The organism is Streptomyces sp. NPDC043952 (assembly GCF_056435325.1).
The window spans coordinates 17,536-39,454 of the sequence record NZ_JBWKES010000022.1 but is presented as its reverse complement, the minus strand read 5'-3'; the positions used below and the strand labels follow the sequence as shown (position 1 = coordinate 39,454).

At 70.4% G+C, this 21,919-nt stretch carries 19 protein-coding genes; 9 read left to right on the top strand and 10 right to left on the bottom strand.

Annotated elements, in window-relative coordinates; translation table 11 throughout:
* Window positions 1-48: 48 nt before the first annotated feature.
* Window positions 49-1,170 (bottom strand): serine/threonine-protein kinase, encoded by a 1,122-nt coding sequence (locus AC069R_RS23630; RefSeq protein ID WP_478768795.1) that lies wholly within the window; start codon window positions 1,168-1,170, stop codon window positions 49-51.
* A gap of 296 nt (window positions 1,171-1,466) precedes the next feature.
* Here AC069R_RS23630 and AC069R_RS23625 point away from each other — a divergent pair, with 296 nt between their 5' ends.
* Window positions 1,467-1,934: a flavoprotein gene (locus AC069R_RS23625; RefSeq protein WP_478768794.1), complete on the top strand. Its 468-nt coding sequence runs from the start codon at window positions 1,467-1,469 to the stop codon at window positions 1,932-1,934.
* Between the two features lie 30 nt (window positions 1,935-1,964).
* Here the strand turns inward: AC069R_RS23625 and AC069R_RS23620 are convergent, their stop codons facing one another.
* The 6 genes from AC069R_RS23620 to AC069R_RS23595 all read right to left on the bottom strand — a co-directional run bounded on the left by AC069R_RS23620 (window position 1,965) and on the right by AC069R_RS23595 (window position 6,633).
* Window positions 1,965-2,414: a hypothetical protein gene (locus AC069R_RS23620; protein ID WP_478768793.1), complete on the bottom strand. Its 450-nt coding sequence runs from the start codon at window positions 2,412-2,414 to the stop codon at window positions 1,965-1,967.
* A gap of 10 nt (window positions 2,415-2,424) precedes the next feature.
* Window positions 2,425-2,838 carry a DUF4279 domain-containing protein gene (locus AC069R_RS23615; RefSeq protein ID WP_478768792.1) on the bottom strand — a complete coding sequence of 138 codons (414 nt, stop codon included), beginning with the start codon at window positions 2,836-2,838 and terminating at the stop codon, window positions 2,425-2,427.
* Window positions 2,839-2,865: 27 nt separating this feature from the next.
* Window positions 2,866-4,542 carry a cell envelope integrity TolA family protein gene (locus tag AC069R_RS23610; RefSeq protein ID WP_478768791.1) on the bottom strand — a complete coding sequence of 559 codons (1,677 nt, stop codon included), beginning with the start codon at window positions 4,540-4,542 and terminating at the stop codon, window positions 2,866-2,868.
* A gap of 7 nt (window positions 4,543-4,549) precedes the next feature.
* Window positions 4,550-5,194: a hypothetical protein gene (locus AC069R_RS23605; RefSeq protein ID WP_478768790.1), complete on the bottom strand. Its 645-nt coding sequence runs from the start codon at window positions 5,192-5,194 to the stop codon at window positions 4,550-4,552.
* Window positions 5,191-5,634, bottom strand: coding sequence for a hypothetical protein (locus tag AC069R_RS23600; RefSeq protein WP_478768846.1), 444 nt, complete (start codon window positions 5,632-5,634; stop codon window positions 5,191-5,193). Before AC069R_RS23600 ends, AC069R_RS23605 begins: the two co-directional genes overlap by 4 nt.
* Before the next feature lie 561 nt (window positions 5,635-6,195).
* Window positions 6,196-6,633: a hypothetical protein gene (locus AC069R_RS23595; RefSeq protein ID WP_046417215.1), complete on the bottom strand. Its 438-nt coding sequence runs from the start codon at window positions 6,631-6,633 to the stop codon at window positions 6,196-6,198.
* A gap of 1,373 nt (window positions 6,634-8,006) precedes the next feature.
* Between AC069R_RS23595 and hemL the strand changes: the two genes are divergently transcribed.
* The 8 genes from hemL to AC069R_RS23555 all read left to right on the top strand — a co-directional run bounded on the left by hemL (window position 8,007) and on the right by AC069R_RS23555 (window position 16,532).
* On the top strand, window positions 8,007-9,323 hold the full coding sequence (gene hemL, locus AC069R_RS23590) for a glutamate-1-semialdehyde 2,1-aminomutase (RefSeq protein ID WP_478768845.1): 1,317 nt from the start codon (window positions 8,007-8,009) through the stop codon (window positions 9,321-9,323).
* 53 nt (window positions 9,324-9,376) lie between these two features.
* Window positions 9,377-10,033, top strand: a complete 657-nt coding sequence (locus tag AC069R_RS23585; RefSeq protein WP_397987210.1) for a histidine phosphatase family protein — start codon at window positions 9,377-9,379, stop codon at window positions 10,031-10,033.
* Between the two features lie 525 nt (window positions 10,034-10,558).
* Window positions 10,559-11,809 (top strand): polysaccharide deacetylase family protein, encoded by a 1,251-nt coding sequence (locus tag AC069R_RS23580; protein WP_478768789.1) that lies wholly within the window; start codon window positions 10,559-10,561, stop codon window positions 11,807-11,809.
* Window positions 11,810-11,926: 117 nt separating this feature from the next.
* Window positions 11,927-12,517 carry a TlpA family protein disulfide reductase gene (locus AC069R_RS23575; RefSeq protein ID WP_478768788.1) on the top strand — a complete coding sequence of 197 codons (591 nt, stop codon included), beginning with the start codon at window positions 11,927-11,929 and terminating at the stop codon, window positions 12,515-12,517.
* A 1-nt stretch (window position 12,518) separates the two neighbouring features.
* Entirely contained in the window at window positions 12,519-13,280 is a 762-nt protein-coding gene (locus AC069R_RS23570; RefSeq protein WP_478768787.1) for a cytochrome c biogenesis CcdA family protein, read from the top strand.
* 3 nt (window positions 13,281-13,283) lie between these two features.
* On the top strand, window positions 13,284-14,996 hold the full coding sequence (gene resB / locus AC069R_RS23565; protein ID WP_478768786.1) for a cytochrome c biogenesis protein ResB: 1,713 nt from the start codon (window positions 13,284-13,286) through the stop codon (window positions 14,994-14,996).
* Window positions 14,993-16,090 (top strand): c-type cytochrome biogenesis protein CcsB, encoded by a 1,098-nt coding sequence (gene ccsB, locus AC069R_RS23560; protein WP_478768785.1) that lies wholly within the window; start codon window positions 14,993-14,995, stop codon window positions 16,088-16,090. Before resB ends, ccsB begins: the two co-directional genes overlap by 4 nt.
* A 25-nt stretch (window positions 16,091-16,115) precedes the next feature.
* Window positions 16,116-16,532 (top strand): SRPBCC family protein, encoded by a 417-nt coding sequence (locus AC069R_RS23555; protein ID WP_478768784.1) that lies wholly within the window; start codon window positions 16,116-16,118, stop codon window positions 16,530-16,532.
* A gap of 13 nt (window positions 16,533-16,545) precedes the next feature.
* Here the strand turns inward: AC069R_RS23555 and AC069R_RS23550 are convergent, their stop codons facing one another.
* The 3 genes from AC069R_RS23550 to AC069R_RS23540 all read right to left on the bottom strand — a co-directional run bounded on the left by AC069R_RS23550 (window position 16,546) and on the right by AC069R_RS23540 (window position 21,716).
* The gene (locus AC069R_RS23550) at window positions 16,546-18,108 is read right to left on the bottom strand and encodes an ABC transporter substrate-binding protein (RefSeq protein WP_478768783.1); all 1,563 of its coding nucleotides are present in this window, start codon (window positions 18,106-18,108) and stop codon (window positions 16,546-16,548) included.
* Between the two features lie 11 nt (window positions 18,109-18,119).
* Window positions 18,120-20,204, bottom strand: a complete 2,085-nt coding sequence (locus AC069R_RS23545; RefSeq protein ID WP_478768782.1) for a hypothetical protein — start codon at window positions 20,202-20,204, stop codon at window positions 18,120-18,122.
* A 105-nt stretch (window positions 20,205-20,309) separates the two neighbouring features.
* Entirely contained in the window at window positions 20,310-21,716 is a 1,407-nt protein-coding gene (locus AC069R_RS23540; protein WP_478768781.1) for a condensation domain-containing protein, read from the bottom strand.
* Between the last annotated feature and the right edge of the window lie 203 nt (window positions 21,717-21,919).

Genomic DNA, 21,919 nt, shown 5'->3' with positions numbered 1-21,919 from the left:
CCGGTCTCAGGCGGCCCGCTCCGGGTCTCCTTGGCCGCTCAGCTGGGCTCAGCTGGGCGAGAACCACGCCTTGCCCGCGAGCAGCGCCAGCACGAAGAGGCCGGTGCCGCCCAGTACGGCCAGCAGCCGGGAGCGGCGCAGCAGCGGCAGGCGCGGGCGGCGGTTGGCGGCACGGTGCACGCTCGTCTGCCACTCGGTGTCCCCCGCGGGGGCGAAGGCGCCGTCGGCGGAGGGCCGGGCGGGGGGCGCGGTGGCGCGGTGCGCGGGGGCCGGGGCGTGGCGCGCGGGGGTGGGCGTGTGGCGTACGGGGGTGGAGGCGTGGCGTGCGGGGACGGCGATGCGCGGGCCGGTGGCGAGGGACGGCTTGGACCGGCCGTGTCCCTGGTGCGCGACCGGCAGCGGTTCCGGCGCGCCGCGCCAGGCCCCGCGCCCGAACCAGTCCGCCACCTCCTCCGCCGTGGGTCTGCTTTCCGGCTCCTTGGCCAGCAGGCCGAGCAGATAGTTCTCGAAGGCGGGCGAGAGGTCGGTGCGCAGCTGCCGGGGCGGCACCGGGGTGGCGTCGAGGTGCTGGTGCAGCACCGCGAGCGGGCTGTCCGCCTGGAACGGCGGCCTGCCGATGAGGAGTTGGTAGAGCACACAGCCCAGGGAGTACACGTCGGACGCCGGTCCGGCGGTGCGGCCCAGGGCCCGTTCGGGCGCGAGGTAGAGGCTGGTGCCGACGATCTGACCGGTGGCGGTGAGCGCGGAGTTGGGGTCGTCGAAGAAGCGGGCGATGCCGAAGTCGCCTATTTTCAGGGTGTCGTCGGCGGCCAGCAGGAGGTTGGCCGGCTTGATGTCCCGGTGCACGATGCCCTGCCGGTGCGCGAGGGCCAGCCCGGTGGCGGCCTGCGCGGCGATGCGGGCCACCCGTTCGGGAGGCAGCGGCCCGGAGGCGCTGAGCAGCCCGTCGAGGCTGCCCCCGTCGACCAGCTCCATCACCAGGAACAGCCGGCCCTCGAACTCGCCGAAGTCCAGGACGCCGACGACGTTCGGATGGCTGAGGCGCCCCGCGGTCTGCGCCTCCAGCCGGAACCGCGAGGACGCGGTGGGGTCGGAGTCGTGGGGGAGCAGCAGCTTCACGGCGACCGGTCTGCCGAGCGTCTCGTCGAAGGCCCGCCAGACCTCCCCCATCGCGCCCCGCCCGATGGTGTCCCGCAGCCTGTATCGGCCCGCTATAAGCACGTGTTCTTCATCCTCATGCCCAAAGACGTCTGGATCGCCGCAGGCCGTGACTCACCGCGGGAGCGGATCGGTTGGGAGGGTGCCGCAGCGGCCCAAGCGTATCCGGCCGAACGGGCACTCGCGGCGCGCTCGGGCACCGGACGGCACGGACATCGCCCCCGATCCCGAGACATCCGGACATCCGCGACCGCCGCCGTACGCTTCCTGAACCGCACCACGTCAGCCCGCCGACCGGGAGCCCCCAGATGACCGAACCGACCAATCGGGACAAGAAGCCGTTCTTGTACGTCGTCGTGTGCGCGGCGGGTGTCGCCCATGACGTCGGCAAGCTGATCACCGCCGCGCAGGAGGCGAGTTGGGACGTCGGCGTCGTCGCGACACCGCAGGGCCTGCGCTTCCTCGACGCGCAGGCGGTCGAGGCGCAGACCGGCTACCCGATCCGCTCCGCCTGGCGCCTGCCCGGCGACCTCCGCCCGCTGCCTCCCGCGGACGCCATCGCGGTCGCCCCGGCCACCTTCAACACGATCAACAAGTGGGCCGCCGGAATATCCGACACCCTGGCCCTGGGCATCCTCTGCGAGGCCCACGGCATGGACATCCCGACCGCGGCCCTCCCCTACCTGAACGCCGCCCGGCGCAGTCGAGTCACCCGCCGGGGGCGGTCAATGGGGTTCGCGTGGGGTCGCCTATCCGGGGACGGGCGGAGGTGGTGACCAGTTACGGACGCCAGGTTCTTCGCGGATTCAGCCGAGCCAGGCGAGTGGGTCTTCCTCGTCCTCCCCGGATGCCCGGACCGTCGTGAAAGTGACAGGAAGGCCCAGCTCCGCAAGACCCGCAAGAACGTCTGGCGAGAGGTTGAGGCCCGATCCTGACTCGGCAACGCCTGCCACATCGACCTTCACCGACTTTCCCGCTGCCTTCAACGCGTCGAGTGCCGGCTTGCGGGGGGCAAGGAACCCGATGAGTTCCGCGGCCTGGTCGTCGGCGCTTTTCGAGCGTCGCACGTCGATGGTGAGCGTGGCCCAGCCGGGGCCGGAATAGATGCCCACGCCTTCTAGCGAAGAGAACTCTTCGCTGTCGGCGAGTTGCAGTGCAATAAGCAGGGAAGTGGAGTCAACTTCCTGACCTGACACAACCAGGGATGTGCTCAGGTCACCCCAAGGCTTCGATTTCACCGCAGATTCCATTTCCATGATTACTTTCTCAGCGTTCGTTCATACTGGCTGCGACCCTGAGCGGAAACCCCAGGAGTGCGATCCGCTTGATTTCTTCCGGCCGGAGACCAAGGGTGGAATCGTTTCCGGAGAATCCGAACAGGTTGATCGCCACCTCGTGTCCCCGTTCGGTCAGTTGCCTGAGTTCCGTCCGCTTCCGTTCCGCGATGGAAAGGATGCTGTCCAACTGCTCGTGAAAGTCCCGGCTGGTGCGCTCGTCGCAGCTGACCCTCCACTGTCCGTCGATCTCGTCCGGGCGGTCCCATTTGCTAAATCCCGGATTTCGTACCCCAGTGGGCTCAATGGCGAGGAAGGGTGTGATCTCTTCGGGATGGAGGTCTCTTCCCCTGATGACGAGCGAGACTTCAGTCAAGACCCAGTAGCGCTTTTCCGCCACATTCATACATAGCTCCTCACGATTCAAGTTATTCTACTTGATCTCACGGCAAGCTGCCCAGTGAACATTTCCCATGCCGGGCTTCAGCAACTCTCCTAGTTGCGCTCTTTGTCCGACGGTCGTCGAATTTTCGAACACACTGAAACCGCCGGCGCCCGACGAAACGGGAGGTGCCAACGTGTAGTTTGGAATTCGCTCGCCCGCATGAAACGTCTCCGAATACCCCCCTGGGTACACGCCTCGCTCGACGGTCAGACCGTTGAGGCCGGGAAGTTGCTCGCCATGTTGCACGTAGAAAGAAATCGAAGTTCCCTCCGGGACCACGGTTTCGCCGGCTCCAGATTCGATGTAGCCGTGCCCCGCGAAGACTTTCTCGCCGTCTGGCCGGCCACCGGCGAGCACCCGGTCCGCGTAGTAGCGGCCATCAGTGTCCGGCCATTTCTTGTTCACTATCTGCGGGTTGGAGTCGCGCAGCGCCTGCATAACATCGGCACGCTCGGGCATAGGGTCCCCGGAACCTCGGGCGACCTGACGCTCGATGCCCTCCCGCACTCCGCGTTGCGCCGCCGACTCCAGGCCCTCCTTCGTCGCCATGCGCAGTCCGCCACGTGCGAGGCCGGCGCCTTTGGTGCCGATGATTTCCGGGATGAGGCGGCCGACGAACTCCGACGGGTCCTTCTTGAAGCCGTCCACGGCGGCCTGGACGACGCGTTCGGGGTGAGCGGCCGTGGAGACCAGGCCGGAGAGCGTCATGCTGACGTTCTGCAGGTAGGCGGCCGGGTGGGTGAGGTTGTAGGGGTCGGTGGGGTTGAGGCCGCGGACGAAGTTGAGCAGATCCGCGGTGCCTTTGAGCGCGCCGCCCACGACGTGCGTGAGTTCGGTGTTGACGGCCTGGTAGCCGTCGACGAGGTCGTTGCCGAACCGGGACAGCGGCGGCGGCTCGGCGGGCGCGTGCGCGAGAGCCGCCTTCACCTTGCCCTGCGCCTCGGACGCCGCCGTGTTGCGTTGCCTGCGGGCCTCGGCGAGCTTGTCGACAGCCGCCTTGATGTCGGCTTTGCCGGGGTCCTGGAAGGGGGCGGGCTTCGGCCCCGGGTCCTCGTTCGCCTTGATCTTGGCGTTGTAGGCGTCGACCTTCTTGTTGTACGCGTCGGCCGCGTCCTTGGACGCCTTGCGGCCCTTTTTATAGAGCTCGACGGCTTCTTTGGCCTGCCCCTGAGCCCACTTGACGGTATACGCGTACGACTCCAGTGCCCCAGCCGCCTTGTCGCAGGCGTCGGCCGCCTCCGCCCACTTGGCGGGGTGGACGCCGAACTTCTTCCGGAACGCGTCGCCGCCCTCGCCCTGCCAGCCGGAGGAGTCGACCTTCTTCAGACCGGAACTGACCTTCTCGAACGCGCCGTTGAAGTCCTTGAGGTGCTTGGCGCTCTCGCGGATCTTGTCAGGGTTGCCGTGGACGAGTTCGTTCGGTTCCTCGGTCTGGTTCAGCTGTTGTTCGCCAGGGGTGGCGCCCAGGTCCGAAGCAACCTCGTCGCCCCAGTCCTCCACATCGTCGGCCCAGTCGTGGAGACCGACGTAGTCCAGGCCATCGCCCAGCTTGTTCGTGGCGTAGTCGACGCCCTCGCCGAGCTTCTTCTTTCCCTCGTCGACGAGATGTTCGCCGATCTTGAGACCGCTGTTGAGGCCGTCGCCGATATCGCCGAGGATGCCCATCAGCCTGTCACCCCCCTTGCTGTCCGGCAGCCTTGGCGCGGGCCTCGGGGGAGGGTCCGAACGTGTTGTCCAGGTACTGGTTGTACTCCTCGTCCGACACGCCGAACGCGCTGTGCAGGTTCTCGGGGTTGAGTCCCATCGGGCCCAGGGTGTGCGAGGTCATCACGTCCCGGCCCGCGTCCTTCCAGCCCTGCTCGCTGTTGGTCAGGGCCTGATCGAAGGACTCCTTGCTGTAGTCCACGCTCGCACCGGACTTGGCGATGTCGCCCCAGCCCATCTTCTCGATGTCCTCCTCGGAGGCATACGGATTGCCGATCGCGGCGTTGGCGACGACTTTGAAGCTGCCCTCGACGTATTGCTCGGTCTCGTAGTACGTGCCCGCGGACAGACCTGTCTTCAGGGCGAACCCGTTGCCCTCGTTGATCAGTGACCGCACGCCCCACTCCCAGCGCTCGCAGAACGACTTGAACTCCCCGGTCAGTCCTTCGTGCCCGAGTTCCAGCCCGGACAGAGCGATGTCACTGAAGCCGCGCCCGGCCCCGGCCTCGCCCACCATGCCCAGTTCTTTCAGCTCGCCCAGCGCCTCGGTCAGACCCTTGGCGATCAGCGCGAGCCCCTCCGCCTTCAGGTCCTTTCCCCCGCCGCTGGTCATGCCGCACCTCCCGTCTCGACATCCACCGCCGCATGGTCGGGCACGACACCCCGCACTGGCGGGAACACCATCCCGTCCGGCCCGTCCGCGCAGTCCAACGCCACGCCACAGGGCACCCCGGCCGCGGGTACGGCCACATCGAGCAGCCGCGCGCCGAGGACCGTCTGATACGTCCACTCCCGGGCGAACCCGCCCCGCGCCTGGGCGTAACGGGCAAGCGCCTGCCCATCGGAGAACGCCAGGATGAACCGCACCCCGTTCCAGTCTGCCGTCAGCAGTCCCCGCTGTCGGTCCGGGCCATCCGCCTCACCCAGCGGCACCAGCACCGCCGTCTGCCGGAACTCCTCCAATAGCTCCTCGAACCGCCGCCTGCGCGCGGCTACTTCGTGATCCTCGGAAGTCGGCTCCAGGCCTTGCTCAGCCGGTGCCGGGACGTCCATGTCCACGTAATCGGACAATCGGGATCTCGGTTTGTGTGCGTCTGCCGTACTGTCTTCCCCGTTGTTGGACACGATCCCAATCATCACATCGGCGCGTCGATGAGGACAGTTGGCGCTTACGAAACGTAAAGCACCCACCCTGCACAGCTCTGGGTGGATGCCACGCTGAGGAAGGAGGGCAACAGTGAGTACGCCACCCAGGACATGGCAGCCGCCACCCGTCCCTTGTCCTCCGCGAGCGCCCGCCGCGTGGTCCGGTCTTCGCCCTGCGAAGCCCATCGCCGCGTCTGGCGGTGCACGATGGGCACGCGGAGCCGGCCGTGTGAGTTCACCACCAATTACTCGATCTTCGGTAGATACTCGTCGATCGGACGGACCGCTGCTGACGTTCGGCCAGGCTCTTGCATCGGCGGGGCTGCACATACCGGGCCACAGTGCGGTAGTCGCAGTCGGCCAACTCGGCCGTTGCTCTGAAGCTCCCCGCCAGGGGCATCAAGGCGATCGACGGAGCCTTCACGAGGGCGGGGCCCGGAAGCCCCGCCCTCACCACCAAATCCGGGCTCAGGGCCACACCAGGCAGTACGCCTGATGGCCCGCCTCGTGCAGCCGGTGGCTGAAGTCCTGCCATTCGTGGAGGAGTCGGTACACGTTGAACGCGTCCCGTGGGCCGCCCCTGTCCGGCACGGTGGACCAGATGAAGGCCGCGGCGCCGACGGCTTCCTCGCCGATGCCGCGCAAAGGGTCGACCACGGTCATCGGGAGTTTGACGACCGCGTAGTCGGGGTGCAGGACGACCAGTTCGAGGGGTGGGACCTTGTGCAGGGGGATGCCCTCGATGCCGGTCAGGACCATCGCGGCCATCGTCTCCGGCTTGATCTTGGTGAACATGCCGTTCATGCCCAGCTCGTCGCCGCCGAGTTCCTCGGGGCGCATCGAGATGGGGACGCGGGCCGCGGTCGCGCCGTCCGGTGCGCCGAAGTACTTGTACGTCACCCCCACCCGGCCACCACTCCCGCTCCCCGTCCCGAGGGCGCCGACGCGATCGGCGCGGGGGGCACGCCGACGGCCGCCGGAGCGACCGGGCTGCCGCTCCGCCGGAGGGTCCGGGGGGAGGTCCGAGGAGAGCTCGCGGGGGAAGTCCGCGTGGACCGGGGGAGGCGTCGCAGGAGGCGTCGACGCAGCATCCCGGACGAACTCCGACCGGCCCGTGGGAGGAGCCGGGGGCACGTCTCGCGGAAGGCCCGCGGCAGGAGTCGGCGGCACGTCTCGCGGAGGGTCCGCGGCAGGAGTCGGCGGCACGTCTCGCGGAGGGTCCGCGGGACGTGCCTGGGGCAGGTCTCGGGGTAGCTCCGCGGGACGGGCCTGGGGCAGGTCTCGGGGTAGGTCCGCGGGAGCGTCCGGGGTGCGTGCGGGACCGGACGGCCGCTCTCCCCGAAGCCTCCCCCAGAGGTTCCCCCGAAAGTCCCCACGGGTGTCCCCACGGACCTCCCCGCGAAAGTCTCCACGGGCCTCTCCGCGGACGTCCCCACGCGCCTCCCCACGGAGGTCCCCGCGAAAGTCCCCACGCGCCTCCCCACGGAGGTCCCCGCGAAAGTCCCCACGGGCCTCCCCACGGAGGTCCCCACGCAGGTCGCCCCGGACGTCGTCATGAGCGTCCCCGCGCACCTCTCCCCGAAGGTCTCTCGGGACCGCCCGCGGAAAGTCCGCCGGCCGTTCACCCCGAGCGTCCTTCGGGAAATCCACCGGCCGCTCCGCCCGAACCTCTCGCGGAAAGTCAGCCGACCGCTCCGCCGAGCCGCGAGGGAACTCCGCCGCGCCCCGAGGGAAGTCCGGGCGTTCTCCGCGGGGCTCCCGTGGGAAGTCCTTCGCTCTGTCGGCGGTTCGCTCGGCCTGCTGGTCGTGCAGGCGGTCGCTTTGCCGGTCGTACCGTTCGGGCTCACCCGGTGCACCCTGTGTTCTACGTGCTTCGGTCGTGTCCTCCGCTTCGCGCCGGTGCCTTCCCCGCCGGGCACGTCGAGGACCGAGGTCATCGGTCCCCTCGCCCAGTCCGCCACCGCGATGCATATCTCCACCCGACTGCTTTTCTAGGACGCGTGGCCCCCGCCGCGCAACCCGATCATCGTGTCAGTGACCTCCCCCACGGCCGCCCGCCGAAACGTGCGGTGGAACAACAGTCCACGGGGATCCGCCCGGTCCCTGATCCTTCCGTGCCCAGGAGCTGTGTGTGTCAGGTCTCAGTCTCGCAGATGGCGGACCGCGGCGGCGCGGAACCGCGGGCGGGCCGCCGTCGTTCCGGGCGGGCGGCCTACCCTGAGGAGGTCACCCCGCAACCGGAGTCCGAGAAGCCGGAGAAGCCGCACGTCATGAGTGCACTGAGCGAAACGCCCTATCCCTACGAAGCACCTGTCTCCCAGGCGCTTTTCGACCGTGCCTCCCTGGTCACGCCGGGGGGCGTGAACTCCCCGGTGCGCGCCTTCGGCGCCGTCGGCGGCACACCCCGTTTCATGGTGTCCGGCAACGGCCCCTACCTCACCGACGCCGACGGACGGGAGTACGTCGACCTGGTGTGCTCCTGGGGTCCGATGATCCTCGGGCACTCGCACCCCGAGGTCGTCGCCGCCGTCCAGGACGCCGTCGCCCGCGGTACGAGCTTCGGCACGCCCGGCGAGGGCGAGGTAGCGCTCGCCGAGGAGATCGTCGCCCGGATCGAGCCCGTGGAGCAGGTCCGGCTGGTCAGCAGCGGGACCGAGGCGACCATGAGCGCCATCCGGCTGGCCCGCGGGTTCACTGGGCGGACCAAGGTCATCAAGTTCGCCGGCTGCTACCACGGCCATGTGGACGCCCTGCTGGCCGCCGCCGGCTCCGGCGTCGCCACCTTCGCGCTGCCCGACACGCCCGGCGTCACCGGTGCGCAGGCGAGTGACACGATCGTGCTGCCGTACAACGACCTCCAGGCCGTGCAGGAGGCGTTCCACCGCCACCCCGGCGAAATCGCCTGCGTGATCACCGAGGCCTCGCCCGGCAACATGGGCGTCGTGCCGCCGGACCCCGGTTTCAACCAGGGGCTCAGGGACGCCTGCCACAAGAACGGCGCCCTCTACATCTCCGACGAGGTCATGACCGGCTTCCGCACCAGCCGCGCCGGCTGGTACGGCGTCGACGGGGTCAAGCCCGACCTGATGACCTTCGGGAAGGTGATGGGCGGCGGCTTCCCCGCCGCCGCGTTCGGGGGACGCGCGGACGTGATGGCGTACCTCGCGCCCGCCGGGCCCGTGTACCAGGCCGGCACCCTCTCCGGGAACCCCGTCGCCACCGCCGCGGGCGTCGCCCAGCTGCGGCTGCTCGACGAGGCGGCGTACGACACCGTGAACGCGGTCTCCGCGCAGCTCCGGTCGCTGGTCACCGAGGCGCTGAGCAAGGAGGGCGTGGCGCACCGGCTGCAGAACGCGTCCAACATGTTCTCGGTGTTCTTCACCGACCGGCAGGTGCGCGACTACGAGGACGCCAAGCGGCAGGAGTCGTACCGCTTCACCGCGTTCTTCCACTCGATGCTGTCGAACGGCGTCTACCTGCCGCCGTCGTCCTTCGAGTCCTGGTTCGTGTCCACGGCCCACGACGAGCGGGCCCTGGAGAAGATCGCCGACGCCCTTCCGGCGGCGGCCCGTGCGGCTGCGGAGGCCACCGCGTGACCATCGGGAACAGTGTGAGCGGCAGCGCCAAGGACGTCACGGTCGTCCATCTCATGCGGCACGGCGAGGTGGAGAACCCCGAGGGCGTGCTGTACGGGCGGCTGCCCGGCTACCACCTCTCCGAGCTGGGCCGGAAGATGGCCGACCGGGTCGCGGAGCACCTCGCCCCGCGCGACATCACCTATGTCTGCGCCTCTCCGCTGGAGCGGGCGCAGGAGACCGCCGCCCCGATCGCCAAGGCGCACGGTCTCGACCTGGACACGGACGAGCGGCTCATCGAGGCCGAGAACGTGTTCCAGGGCAAGACCTTCGGCGTCGGCGACGGCGCGCTCCAGCGGCCGGGGAACTGGAAGCACCTGGTCAACCCGTTCCGGCCGTCCTGGGGTGAGCCGTACGTGGACCAGGTCGTGCGGATGATGGGCGCGCTGAACGCGGCCAAGGACCGGGCGCGCGGGCACGAGGCGGTGCTGGTCAGCCATCAGCTGCCGGTGTGGATCGTACGGTCGTACGTGGAGCGGCGGCGGCTGTGGCACGACCCGCGCAAGCGGCAGTGCACCCTCGCGTCCCTGACGAGCTTCACCTACCTCGGCGACAAGATCGTGTCCGTCGGCTACAGCGAGCCCGCCATCGATCTCGTCCCCGCGCATCTGCGGGCCGGCGCCCAGCCGCAGAAGGGCGGCGGCACCCAGGGAAAGGCCTTCGGCGCCTGACCACCCCACCGGCCCCGGCCCCCGGCGGGCCTGACGGTCCTCCGGCCTGTCGGCCCCCCGGCGGGCTTGCCGGGTCTCCGGCCTGTCGGTTCCTCGGCGGGCTTGCCGGGTCTCCGGCCTGTCGGTTCCTCGGCGGGCTTGCCGGGGACCCCGGTTGCCCGGTGCGCCCCCCGACCCCCGGCGCGCCTCCGGTCCCCAGCGCGCCTCCGGTCCCCAGCGCGCCTCCGACCCCCGGCACGCCCCCCGGCGGGCCTGACGGGGCCCCGGCCCACCGGCCCGCGGCGCGCCCGACCGGCCCCGGCCCCCGGCCCGCCTGACCGGCCCCGGCCCCCCGGTCCGCCTTCCGGCCCCCGGTACGCCCCGCCCCCCGGTCCAACCCCCCGTCACCTGACGGCCCGTTAAAAGTCGCTTAGCCCACTTTTGCCGGGACTATTGCGAAAAACATACGAATTAACGGAACCTCCCTGATCGTCGCGCCCTCTGTCTGAGTGACCACCAGCACGCGCGACGAATCGGGGATCTTTCATGCGTACCGTCACCCGGAACCTCTCCCGCCGGGGAATGCTCGGCCTCGGCGCGGGCGCGGCCGCCGCCGCCACCCTGGCCGGCTGCGGAAGCCTCAAATCCTCGGACGGCGACGGGCACGCGGGCGGTTCCCGTCAGGCGCAGGGCGGCCAGGACCGGCCGGCCAAGCTGATCGGCGACGGCTCCACCTCCTTCACCGGCAAGCAGCCGGGCCACTCCGCGAAGCCCGAGCCGCTGGAGCCGGGCCAGACCCCGCCGCAGTTCGTGGTCTTCTCCTGGGACGGCGCCGGCGAGGTCGGCAACGGCCTCTTCCCGCGCTTCCTGGACCTCGCCAAGGAGCACGGCGCGCACATGACCTTCTTCCTCTCGGGCCTCTACCTGCTGCCCGAGTCGAAGAAGCGGATGTACGAGCCCCCGAACAACCCGCGCGGCGCCTCCGCCATCGGCTACCTCACCGACGAGCACATCAAGGCCACCCTCACCAACGTCCACCGGGCGTGGCTGGAGGGCCACGAGATAGGCACCCACTTCAACGGGCACTTCTGCGGCGAGACGCACGGCTCGGTGAAGTGGTGGACGCCACAGCAGTGGAAGAGCGAGATCGAGCAGGCGAAGTCCTTCGTCAAGGAGTGGAAGACCAACACCGGCTGGCACGACCTGCCGGCGCTCCCCTTCGACTACGACAAGGAGCTGGCCGGCGGCCGCACCCCCTGCCTGCTGGGCCAGGACAACCTGCTGCCCACCGCCCGCGAGCTGGGCTGGCGCTACGACGCCTCCTCGCCGGGCGGCCGCCAGGTGTGGCCGGTGAAGCGGCAGGGGATCTGGGACTACCCGCTCCAGGCCGTGCCGTTCCCCGGCCACAGCTTCGAGGTGCTGTCCATGGACTACAACATGCTCGCCAACCAGTCCGTGAACTCCACCAAGGCGCCCGCCTACAACTACCCCGGCTGGCGCAAGCAGTCCGCGGCGGCGTACATCGCCGGCTTCCAGCGGGCGTACGAGACCAACCGGGCGCCGTTCTTCATCGGCAACCACTTCGAGCAGTGGAACGGCGGCATCTACATGGACTCCGTCGAGGAGGCCTTCAAGCACATCGCGGCCCAGCGGGACAAGGGCGCCGACGTGCGGCTGGTGTCCTTCAAGGAGTTCACGGACTGGATCGACGTCCAGAAGCCGGAGGTGCTCGCCAAGCTGCGCACGCTGGACGTCGGGCACCAGCCCACGGGTGGCTGGAAGACGTTCATGGCCTGAGTCGCCACCCGTCGGCCGCCGTCCGGAATGTCCCGTGTAAATAGCTCCTGAAATGCGGTTTTCCGCCCCGCAGGGGGGTGCGCGAGAACGCGGGGGGCGACATGCGAAACTTTTCACATGAGTACCCGTAGCCGCGTCGTCCTGCTCAGCGCTGTGGCCGTCACCGCGGCCCTGTCCCTTACCGCGTGCGGTAAGGGAGGCGTCTCGGGCGGCGGCGGCAACACCAACTTCGTCACCGGCAACAACGGCATCTCCACCGTGCCGGTGAGCAAGCGCACCGCGGCCCCGGACCTGTCCGGGCCGACCATCGACGGCAAGACGGCGGACGTGGCCGATTACAAGGGCAAGGTCGTCGTCGTCAACTTCTGGGGCTCCTGGTGCGGCCCCTGCCGCGAAGAGGCCCAGTACTTCGCCAAGGTGTCCAAGGCGTACCAGGGCAAGGGCGTGCAGTTCCTCGGGGTCAACACCCGCGACAGCAGCACGACGTCCGCGGTCAACTTCGAGAAGGCGCACGGGATCACGTACCCGAACCTGTACGACCCCACGGGCAAGCTCATGCTGCGCTTCAAGAAGGGCACGCTGAACCCCCAGCTGATCCCCTCCACGCTCGTCATCGACCGGCACGGCAGGGTCGCCGCGCGGGCCCTGGAGGCGCTGGACGACACCTCGCTGCTGAAGATGCTCAAGCCGGTCCTCGCGGAGAAGTGACGTGGGTACGACCGTGACGCTGGCCGCGAACCAGACGGTGCTCCACGGAGCGCTGCTGGTCGCCCTCCCCGTCGCCCTGCTCGGCGGGCTCGTCTCCTTCTTCTCGCCCTGCGTGCTGCCGCTGGTGCCGGGCTACCTCTCCTACGTCACCGGGGTCGTCGGCACCGACCTGGCCGACGCCCGGCGCGGGCGGATGGTGGCCGGCGCCTCCCTGTTCGTGCTCGGCTTCAGCGCCGTGTTCGTCTCCGGCGGGGCGCTGTTCGGCCAGTTCGGCTGGACCCTCCAGGAGCACAAGGACACGCTCTCCAAGGTGCTCGGCGTCTTCATGATCCTCATGGGTGTGTTCTTCATGGGCCTGATGCCCTGGTTCACCCAGCGGGAGTTCCGCTTCCACCGGCGGCCCTCGACCGGGCTGCTCGGCGCGCCGATAGTGGGCGCGCTGTTCGGGATCGGCTGGACGCCCTGCATCGGCCCGACCCTCGCCTCGGTGAACATGCTGGCGATGTCGGAGTCGAGCGCGGTGCGCGGCGCCGTCCTGATGGTCGCCTACTGCCTGGGCCTCGGCGTGCCCTTCGTCCTGGCGGCCGTGGCCTTCCGCAAGGCGCTCGGCGCGTTCGGCTGGGTCAAACGCCACTATGTGTGGGTGATGCGCATCGGCGGCACGATGATGATCGTGACCGGTGTGCTGCTGCTGACCGGCGCCTGGGACAGCCTGGTCCAGCAGATGCAGACCTGGTCCACCGGCTTCACTGTGGGGATCTGATCGATGAGCAAGACCGAAACCGACCAGGGCCAGGACCAGGAGGAGCTCGGCGCCGCCGGGTCCCAGCTGTCCACGGCCCCCCGCGAGGAGTCGCTGTCCGCCGTGCCCGCCATGGGCGTGGTCGGCTGGATCCGCTGGTTCTGGCGGCAGCTGACCTCCATGCGGGTCGCGCTGCTGCTGCTGCTGATGCTGTCGCTGGCCGCCATCCCCGGCTCGCTGATCCCGCAGTCCGGCGCCGACATCAACAAGGTCGCCGACTTCCAGAAGGCGCACAAGACGCTCTCGCCGGTCTACGACAAGCTCGGCCTCTTCCACGTCTACAGCTCGGTGTGGTTCTCCGCGATCTACATCCTGCTGTTCATCTCCCTCATCGGCTGCATCGTGCCGCGCGCCTGGCAGTTCATCGGGCAGCTGCGCGGCCGGCCGCCGGGCGCGCCCAAGCGGCTGACCCGGCTGCCCGCGTACACGACGTGGCGTACCACGGCGGAGCCGGAGGAGGTCCGCGAGGCCGCGCTCAGGCTGCTGAAGCGGCGCCGCTTCCGCGCCCACGCCGAGGGTGACGCGGTCGCCGCCGAGAAGGGCTATCTGCGCGAACTGGGCAACCTGGTCTTCCACATCGCCCTGATCGTGCTCCTGGTCTCCTTCGCCTGGGGCCAGATGTACAAGTCGGACGGCACCAAGCTGATGGTGGAGGGCGACGGCTTCTCCAACGCGCTGCCGATGTACGACGACATGAAGTCGGGCAGCCTCTTCCAGAGCGACGACCTGGTGCCGTTCAGCTTCGACCTGAAGAAGTTCACCGGCACCTACGAGACCAGCGGCCCCAACCGCGGCACGCCCCGCACCTTCCAGGCGGAGATCGACTACAGCGTCGGCGCGTACGGCAAGCGCAAGGCGACCACGATCAAGGTCAACGAGCCGCTGCACATCGGCGACTCCAAGGTCTACCTCGTCAGCCACGGCTACGCCCCGGTCGTCACGGTCCGCGACGGCAAGGGCAACGTGGTCTACCACGACGCGGTGCCGCTGCTGCCGCTGGACGGCAACGTCACCTCCAACGGTGTCGTCAAGGTGATGGACGGCTACAAGAACCCGCAGGGCAAGAGCGAGCAGCTCGGCTTCCAGGCGTTCTTCGTGCCGACCTTCGACCCGAAGTCCGGCACGATGATGTCGCAGTTCCCGGCGCTGCTGAACCCGCTGCTCGCGGTCAACGCCTACCACGGCGACCTGGGCGTGGACGCGGGCATCCCGCAGAGCGTCTACCAGCTCGACACGAGCCACATGAAGGCGTTCAAGGACGGCAAGGGCCAGCTGCTGAAGAAGCTGCTCAAGCCCGGCGACACCATGAAGCTGCCGAACGGCGCCGGCTCCATCACGTTCGAGAAGGACGTGAAGCAGTGGGCCGGCTTCGAGATCGTCCAGGAGCCGGGCAGCGTCTGGGCCCTGACCGGCGCGCTCGCCGCGATCTTCGGTCTGGCCGCGTCCCTGTTCATCCAGCGCCGCCGCGTGTGGGTGCGGGCGGTGCGCGGTGCCGACGGGGTGACCGTGGTCGAGATGGCCGGGCTCGGCCGCAGCGAGTCCGCCAAGCTGCCGGAGGAGCTGGGCGATCTCGCCGGGATCCTCTACGACCAGGCGCCGGGGGCTCCCGACCCGGACGACGCCCCCGCAACCTCCCCCGACCCTCACGTCGTACCTGCCGAAGGGGCTGAGAAGTGACTCTCGCCGCCGCAACAGAGCTGGCCACAGCGACCAACGAGCATCTCGCGAGCATGAGCAACACGCTCATCTACTCCGCGATGACCGTGTACGTGCTGGCCTTCTTCGCCTACATCGCCGAGTGGATCTTCGGCAGCCGGAGCAAGGTGGCCCGTACGGCCAACGCGCTCACCGCCGAGGGCAAGCAGCGGTCCGGCCCGGCCGTCACCGTCAAGCAGGCCGGCGGCACCGCCGTGCTGGAGCGCCCGCAGGTCGTGGTGCGCGCGGCGGCCGGCACCCGTGACGTGCCGGACGGACCCGGCGCGCACGGCGGGGATGCCCAGGGCGACATGTACGGCCGGATCGCGGTCTCGCTGACCGTGCTGGCCTTCCTGGTGCAGCTCGCCGGTGTGGCCGCCCGCGCGGCCTCGGTGCGGCGGGCGCCCTGGGGCAACATGTACGAGTTCAGCATCACGTTCACCACGGTGGCCGTCGGCCTGTACCTGGTGCTGCTGGCGCTGAAGAAGAACGTGCGCTGGCTGGGCCTGTTCCTGACCACCACGGTGCTGCTGCTCCTCGGCCTCGCCGTGACCGTGCTCTACACGGCCAGCGACCAGCTGGTCCCGGCCCTGCACTCGTACTGGCTGTACATCCACGTCTCCACCGCGATCTTCTGCGGCGCGGTGTTCTACGTCGGCGCGGTCGCCACCATCCTGTACCTGTTCAAGGACTCGTACGAGAACAAGCTGGAGGCCGGGATCAAGCCGGGCTCCTTCGCCACCTCGGTGCTGGAGCGGCTGCCCGCCTCGGCCTCCCTGGACAAGTTCGCCTACCGGATCAACGCGGCCGTCTTCCCGCTGTGGACGTTCACGATCATCGCGGGCGCGATCTGGGCGGGCGACGCCTGGGGCCGCTACTGGAACTGGGACCCGAAGGAGACCTGGTCCTTCATCACCTGGGTCGCCTACGCCTGCTACCTGCACGCCCGCGCCACGGCCGGCTGGAAGGGCCGCAAGGCCGCCTACCTGGCGATGATCGCGTTCGCCTGCTGGCTGTTCAACTTCTACGGCGTGAACATCTTCGTCACCGGCAAGCACTCCTACGCGGGCGTGTGAGCGAAGGCTCGCCCACACTGGAGTCATGAGCGGTTCCATCGCACAGGGCACCAGTCAGACCCACGGGAACACGCACATACTCCACTTCCTGGTGCGGCTCCCGAGGGCCATGGAAGACGTCTGGACGGCGGTGGCCACCCCCGAGGGGCTCGGGGCGTGGTGCACCGCCGTCGGCGTACTCGAACCCCGTCTCGACGGCGCGGTCTCCCTGCGGGGCCTGGGCTCGGGCCGGGTCACCGCCTGGGACGTGGACCGGGTCGCCGAGTACACCCTGGACGAGGGCGGCGGCGGGCGGCTGCGGTTCCATCTGGAGCGGGACGGCGCGGCGGAGTGCGTGCTGCGCTTCACCCACGAGTTCCAGGGCGAGGGCCCCTCGGACACGGACTGGCGCCATAGATTCGAACAACTGATCGTCGCATTGGGTACGGCGTCCCGGACGTAGCCGGAGCCGGTCCTCACGCGGGCGGCAGACAGTCCTTGCCCGGCGGCTTCCCCTCCGGCCAGGCCAGCTGCACGAACTGCGAGTCGCCCTCCGGGGTCAGGCGCACGATCGGCACGGCCTTGTCGTACGGGTTGCCGTGCTCGTCCAGGCAGATCCAGCCGCTCGCCCCGGCCACCTTCAGCGAGCCCTTGACCTGCGGCCACTGGAGGCCGACGTCCGGGAGGGTCGGGATGCTGCGGCCCTCCGGCACGGCCTCGCGGATGCCGTGCACCGCGAGCTGCACCGCGTCGTAGCCGATGATCAGCTGGCCGTCGTCCAGCGCGACCGGGCCGATCGGGCCGGCCGGCTTGTGCGCGGCGGTCTTCAGCAGCCCCTGGAGCTTCTGGTAGTCGGCCGTGGAGCCGCCCGTCTTCGGGGGGTTCTTCAGCCAGGCGTCCGGGTGGGCGAGGGAGGTGAACAGCACGGTGAGGTTGTGCCGCAGGGCGTCCCGGTTCAGCTGCTTCTCGTAGGTGAGGTAGGAGGCCTCGTCGCCGGTGAGGACCTGGAAGGAGCGGTCCATGCAGCCGCGGTCGCCCAGCGCGTTGACGAACTGCCGCAGCTGGGTGTGCCGGCCCGCGAACAGGATCGTGTGGGTGTCCCGCGGGGTGTCGCACACGATGTTGGTGATCTGCCGGAAGGTGTTCGCGGTGGTGCCCTCCTGGCTGCGGTCGGCGGGCGGGGTGAACGGCTGCTCCAGGACGGGCTGGTACGGCGAGCCGTTCATCAGCGTGGCGAACGACTGCTTGAGCGAGTTCGTGTACGGGTCGCCCGGCTTGTCGTAGACCAGCATGGCCTTGTCCTCGTTCGCCCGGCTCGCCCTGGCCTTGGTGTACGAGGCGAGCGCGCGGGCCTCGTCGGTGTTGGTCGGCGCGACCCGTGCGAGGCCGGGGTAGGGGTCCTGCTTCCTGCCGCGCTGCCCGTTGGCCAGCTCGTCGGCGGTGATGGAGGAGCCGATCACCGGGATGCCGAGCTTGGTCAGCGCCGCCACGGCCGCCTGGTTGGGGTCGGTGCTCTGCCCTATGCCGGCCACCGCCCGCAGCCGGTCCGCGCTCCGGGTCATCCCCTCCAGCTGGTCCACCGTCGGCCGCCAGCTGTCCGTGCCGGTGCCCGAGTTGGCGAGCAGCAGCCGGATCTGCGGGGACTGCCCGTTGGAGTCGTGGTTGGCCGAGTACTGCGCGAGATAGGCGCCCTGGAGCTGGTGCTCGATGTCGTTCAGATTGGTCGGCGAGGTGGAGGTGAACGGCAGCATCAGCGCCACCGTCACGTAACCACCGCTTCTCAGGCTCTTGTTCTCCCGGCCGATCGCCTCGACCACCTGGTGGAACCGGGGCTGCCCGAAGTCGTACACCCCGGTCGCCACGCCCACGCACTCGTCGCTGCCCGCGGGGCGGGACACCCCCGGCGCGCACCGCCGGTCGTCGTGCGTCAGGGTGCGCACCCCGAAGACCCCGCCCGCCACCAGGACCGCGGCCAGCAGCAGGGAGAGATACCGGCGCAGCGGGATCTCCCACACATGCTCTCTGACCCAGGTCCCCATGCCCCCCGCCATCAGGCCTCCCCGCGACCGTCGTCCTCAGGATCGTCCGGGCCCTGGATCGGACGCCCGGCCAGCGCGGCGGCCGGCCAGTCCCGAGAGGCCCGCCACAGCAGCGCGCCCGCGGCGGGGCGCAGATTGGACAGCTGTTCCAGCTCGAAGCGGAGCCGGTCGCACACCTTCGCATCCGGCAGCACCAGCGGATCGGTCAGCTCCCACAGCGCGTGCAGCAACCGCCGTACCCGCAGGTGCAGTACGGCGTCCACGCCCTCGGGCAGCGGATACCCGGCGTCCGTCACCCCGAGCGCGACCGCGGCCCGCCGGTCGCCGCGCCCGCCGGAGTCGTGGCCCTCGGCGTCGTGCGCGTGGAAGTAGGGCGCGGCCGCGAGGAAGCGCAGGGTGCGCAGCCACCCCCGGATGTCGGCGCCCGCGAAGTCGTCCCGCAGCCGCGCCACCGCCGACTCGGCGTCCCCGAGCGCGAGTTCGTGGTAGAGCCGGTACGGCGCCTGCTCCGGCTCCGCGTAGTGCTCGATCAGCGTCTCGTGCGCCCGCCGCCACGACGCGTGGTCCGGGTCGCGCAGATGCAGCCTCAGCAGCAGCAGCGTCCGCACGAACGGGTCCCCGACGAACTGGCCCGGTACGACGGGCAGTCCCTCCTCGGCGAGCAGCGTCTGCAGCGCCCGTACGTCGGCGGGCCCGAAGGTGTCCGGCAGCAGCGCCGCGGCCAGCGCGCACGCCGAGCCGTGGTCGTGGGCGGCGGCCAGCACGGTCAGCTCCTCCAGGTAGGCGGCCGGCACCAGCCGGTCGAGCAGCGCCTGGTGGACGGGCGAGCCCGGCCGGTCCTCGGCGGGCCGGAACTCCGCGGTGAGCAGTCCGCCCAGCGAGGTCACCTCGGGCAGGTGCTGCGCGGCCGCCTCGGCGAGCAGCACCACGCCCAGCGGATTGCCGCCGGTCAACCGGTGGGCGGCGGCCGGGAGATGGGCGGGCACGGCGGTGTCCGAGCAGAGCGCGCCGACGATGTGCAGGGTGTCGTCCGCGCTCAGCGGCGGCAGCGCGACCAGCAGCGCCCGCGAGGAAGGGGACGCGTCCGGCGTCCAGTCGGTGCGCCGGGCGACCTCCGCGAGCTGCCTGCGCCGGGCGCCCGGCAGCTCCGCGCGGCCCTCGCCGCGCCGGGCGGCCACGAACACCACCCGGTCGCCGGTGCCCTCGGCGCGGTCGCGCAGCACGGCCGCGGTCAGCTCCGGGCCCGGCGCCGTCTGGGCGTTGTCGAGCAGCACCAGGGGGCGGCCCAGGCGCTGCATCTTCGCCATGAACCCGGTGTACGCCTCGCCGAGGTCGGCCAGCAGCGCCCGCACCAGGTACCGCTCCGCGTGCTCGCGCGAGCCGTCGCCGTCCCGGAAGTGCTGGGACAGCAGGATCAGCCCGCGCTGCGCGTTGCCGCCCGCGTTCGGGTACGAGCGGTACCACTCGGACGCCTTCTGGTGCCGGTGTCCGGTGAACCCCTCGGCGACGGACTCCAGGGTGGCCTCGATGGCGCCCGAGACCAGCGGGCCCGCGCCGGTGGCGGCGGCGACCACCTTCGCCGCGACCTTGCCCGCCCACTTGCCCGCGAACGCGCCGAACTTCGCGCCCCGTTCGTTCAGCAGCAGGATCCGCTCGACCTCCCGGCGGATGCGCTCCGAGTCGGCGTCGCCCCAGCCGCCCGCGGCCACCGCGACCAGGCCCGACATCAGGCGCGGGAAGGTGATCCGCCCGGCGCCGGTCACCGGCTCGGCCAGCTGCTCGGCGAGCACCAGCAGCGCCTGCGCCGTCGGCGACCAGGAGTCGGCCGGCCGGCCGCCGGGCGGCTCGGCGAACTGGCGCGCCGCGCAGTCGATCAGCGCGACCGGCGTATGCCCCTGGTAGGCGTCCCGCAGCGCGCCGAGCACCGCGCTCTTGCCCAGCCCCCGAGCGCCGGTGAGCACCACGAAGGGGGGTCCGTCCGGGTGTTCCGGCGGATGGGCGCGGTGGTGTCCGGGAACCAGCCCCACCAGGCGCGGCGCCAGGCCGGCCGGATCCGCGTCGAAGAGTGCCCCCCGCCCGTGCAACCGTGTGTGCACCGCATCTCCCCCCTCAACAGCAGTGTAGAAAGGGGTAGTTGCTCGGTGCCAGGGCCAGTGGTGCCCGTTTGGGTAACGATGTGTGCGCACGGCACCGCGCTGCGCTCACGACACCGCGGACAGCCGGCCGTGGCCCGCCGAGGCGATGTGGTCCCGCAGCCGCTCCACGTACAGCCGCATGTTCTTCGCGGCGACGTCGGTGTCCGGGTAGCGGCTGGCCAGCCACAGCCCCTCGTGCTGCCGGTTCACCCAGACGCACACCTGATCGCCGTACGACACCCGCAGCAGCGCGTGCGCCCGCATGTCCGTCCAGCGGTCGGCGCCGGGCACCGTGCGGGTGTCGACGTAGGAGACGATCGAGTACAGGTCGGGCGAGGTGGGCCGGAAGTCCGTGCCGAGCAGCGCGAGGACCCGCGCCAGCGGCATCCGGGCCAGCTTGCGGGCCGCGCCCAGCTCCGCGCGTACGGCTCGCAGGACGTCGGGGAAGCCGCGGGTGCCGGTGAGCGGCACCTCGATGGGGGCGCCGCCCACGTACCAGCCCACCGAGTCGGTCCAGCGCGAGCGCACACGGGTGTGGAACGGTACGACCGTCCGGTACACCGACTGCCCGCCCAGCTCCTGCACGCTGAGCGCGGTCGCCGCGAGCACGCCGACCAGGCTTCCGCCGTAGGGCCGGCAGTACGCCTCGAACGCGGCCGCCGTCTCCGCGTCCGCGAGCGGATCGCACAGCATCGCCTGCCGGGGGAGCGGATCGCCGGGGGCGAGGCCGAGGTCCACCGGGAAGGCGGGCAGGGTGCCGCCGCCGCGCCGGATGAACTCCCGCCAGCGCGCCACGATGTCGTGCCCGCCGTCCAGCCGGTCCGCGTCGGCCCGCTCGATCTCGCAGAAGTCCACGTAACTGGCCGCGGGCGGGGGGCAGTCGGCCGGCCGTCCCTCCGTGATCGCGGTGTACAGCTCGTGCACCTCGGCGGCGATCCGGGTCAGCGAGTAGGCGTCCACATTGCTGTGGTCGAAGGCCATGTAGACGCTGGTGGAGTCCTCGCGGACGACGGCGGTGTAGATGAGGTTCGGCCAGCGCAGGGCGTCGGCGACGGCGTCGAACCGGTCCTGGAGACGGGCGACGAGCCGGTCCGCGTCGGTGAACTCCCCGGCGTCCTCCCGGTGCAGGGAGACGTCGGCGGGGTCGAGGGTGAACCGGCGCAGTTCGTCACCGGCCCAGCGGAAGCCGCTGCGCAGCGTCTCGTGCCGCAGCGTCCAGGAGCGCAGGGCCTCCTGGAGCGCGTCGAGGTCGGCCGGGCCCGGCAGGTCGAAGGCGGTGCCGAGCCAGGTCGGCACGAACAGCCCGTCGTCCCGTACGCACTTGGCGGTCCGGATGTGCGACTCCTGGATGTAGGCCGGCGGCCGGGAGTCCTCCGGCAGCCGGGTCGCCGCCGCCACGGTGGCCGGGCTCAGCGTCCACTCGACGAGCCGTCCCGGCCGTACCCCGCAGCGCTGGATGTCAGTGATTCGCACGCGTCTCCCATCGAAGAAGGGGCCCTGCTGAATAGGGCCCCCCTCCAAGGCAATGCCGTGGGAGGCGGCGGAGACATGCCCGTCGCTGCCATTTCAACGGAACGGGTGGCAGGCCGAACGGGGAAGTGATTAACGGACGGTGACCATGCGACGCCGTCCGGGGCGACTCAGCCGGGGGTCGCGGGGAACCGCGCGCCCGTTCA

Coding starts and splice junctions, on each gene's coding strand:
- AC069R_RS23630 (WP_478768795.1), bottom strand. CDS start 1,170: ATGGGGGAGGTCTGGCGGGCCTTCGACGAGACGCTCGGCAGACCGGTC.
- AC069R_RS23625 (WP_478768794.1), top strand. CDS start 1,467: ATGACCGAACCGACCAATCGGGACAAGAAGCCGTTCTTGTACGTCGTC.
- AC069R_RS23620 (WP_478768793.1), bottom strand. CDS start 2,414: ATGGAAATGGAATCTGCGGTGAAATCGAAGCCTTGGGGTGACCTGAGC.
- AC069R_RS23615 (WP_478768792.1), bottom strand. CDS start 2,838: ATGAATGTGGCGGAAAAGCGCTACTGGGTCTTGACTGAAGTCTCGCTC.
- AC069R_RS23610 (WP_478768791.1), bottom strand. CDS start 4,542: ATGGGCATCCTCGGCGATATCGGCGACGGCCTCAACAGCGGTCTCAAG.
- AC069R_RS23605 (WP_478768790.1), bottom strand. CDS start 5,194: ATGACCAGCGGCGGGGGAAAGGACCTGAAGGCGGAGGGGCTCGCGCTG.
- AC069R_RS23600 (WP_478768846.1), bottom strand. CDS start 5,634: ATGGACGTCCCGGCACCGGCTGAGCAAGGCCTGGAGCCGACTTCCGAG.
- AC069R_RS23585 (WP_397987210.1), top strand. CDS start 9,377: ATGCGGCACGGCGAGGTGGAGAACCCCGAGGGCGTGCTGTACGGGCGG.
- AC069R_RS23580 (WP_478768789.1), top strand. CDS start 10,559: ATGCGTACCGTCACCCGGAACCTCTCCCGCCGGGGAATGCTCGGCCTC.
- AC069R_RS23575 (WP_478768788.1), top strand. CDS start 11,927: ATGAGTACCCGTAGCCGCGTCGTCCTGCTCAGCGCTGTGGCCGTCACC.
- resB (WP_478768786.1), top strand. CDS start 13,284: ATGAGCAAGACCGAAACCGACCAGGGCCAGGACCAGGAGGAGCTCGGC.
- AC069R_RS23555 (WP_478768784.1), top strand. CDS start 16,116: ATGAGCGGTTCCATCGCACAGGGCACCAGTCAGACCCACGGGAACACG.
- AC069R_RS23550 (WP_478768783.1), bottom strand. CDS start 18,108: ATGGGGACCTGGGTCAGAGAGCATGTGTGGGAGATCCCGCTGCGCCGG.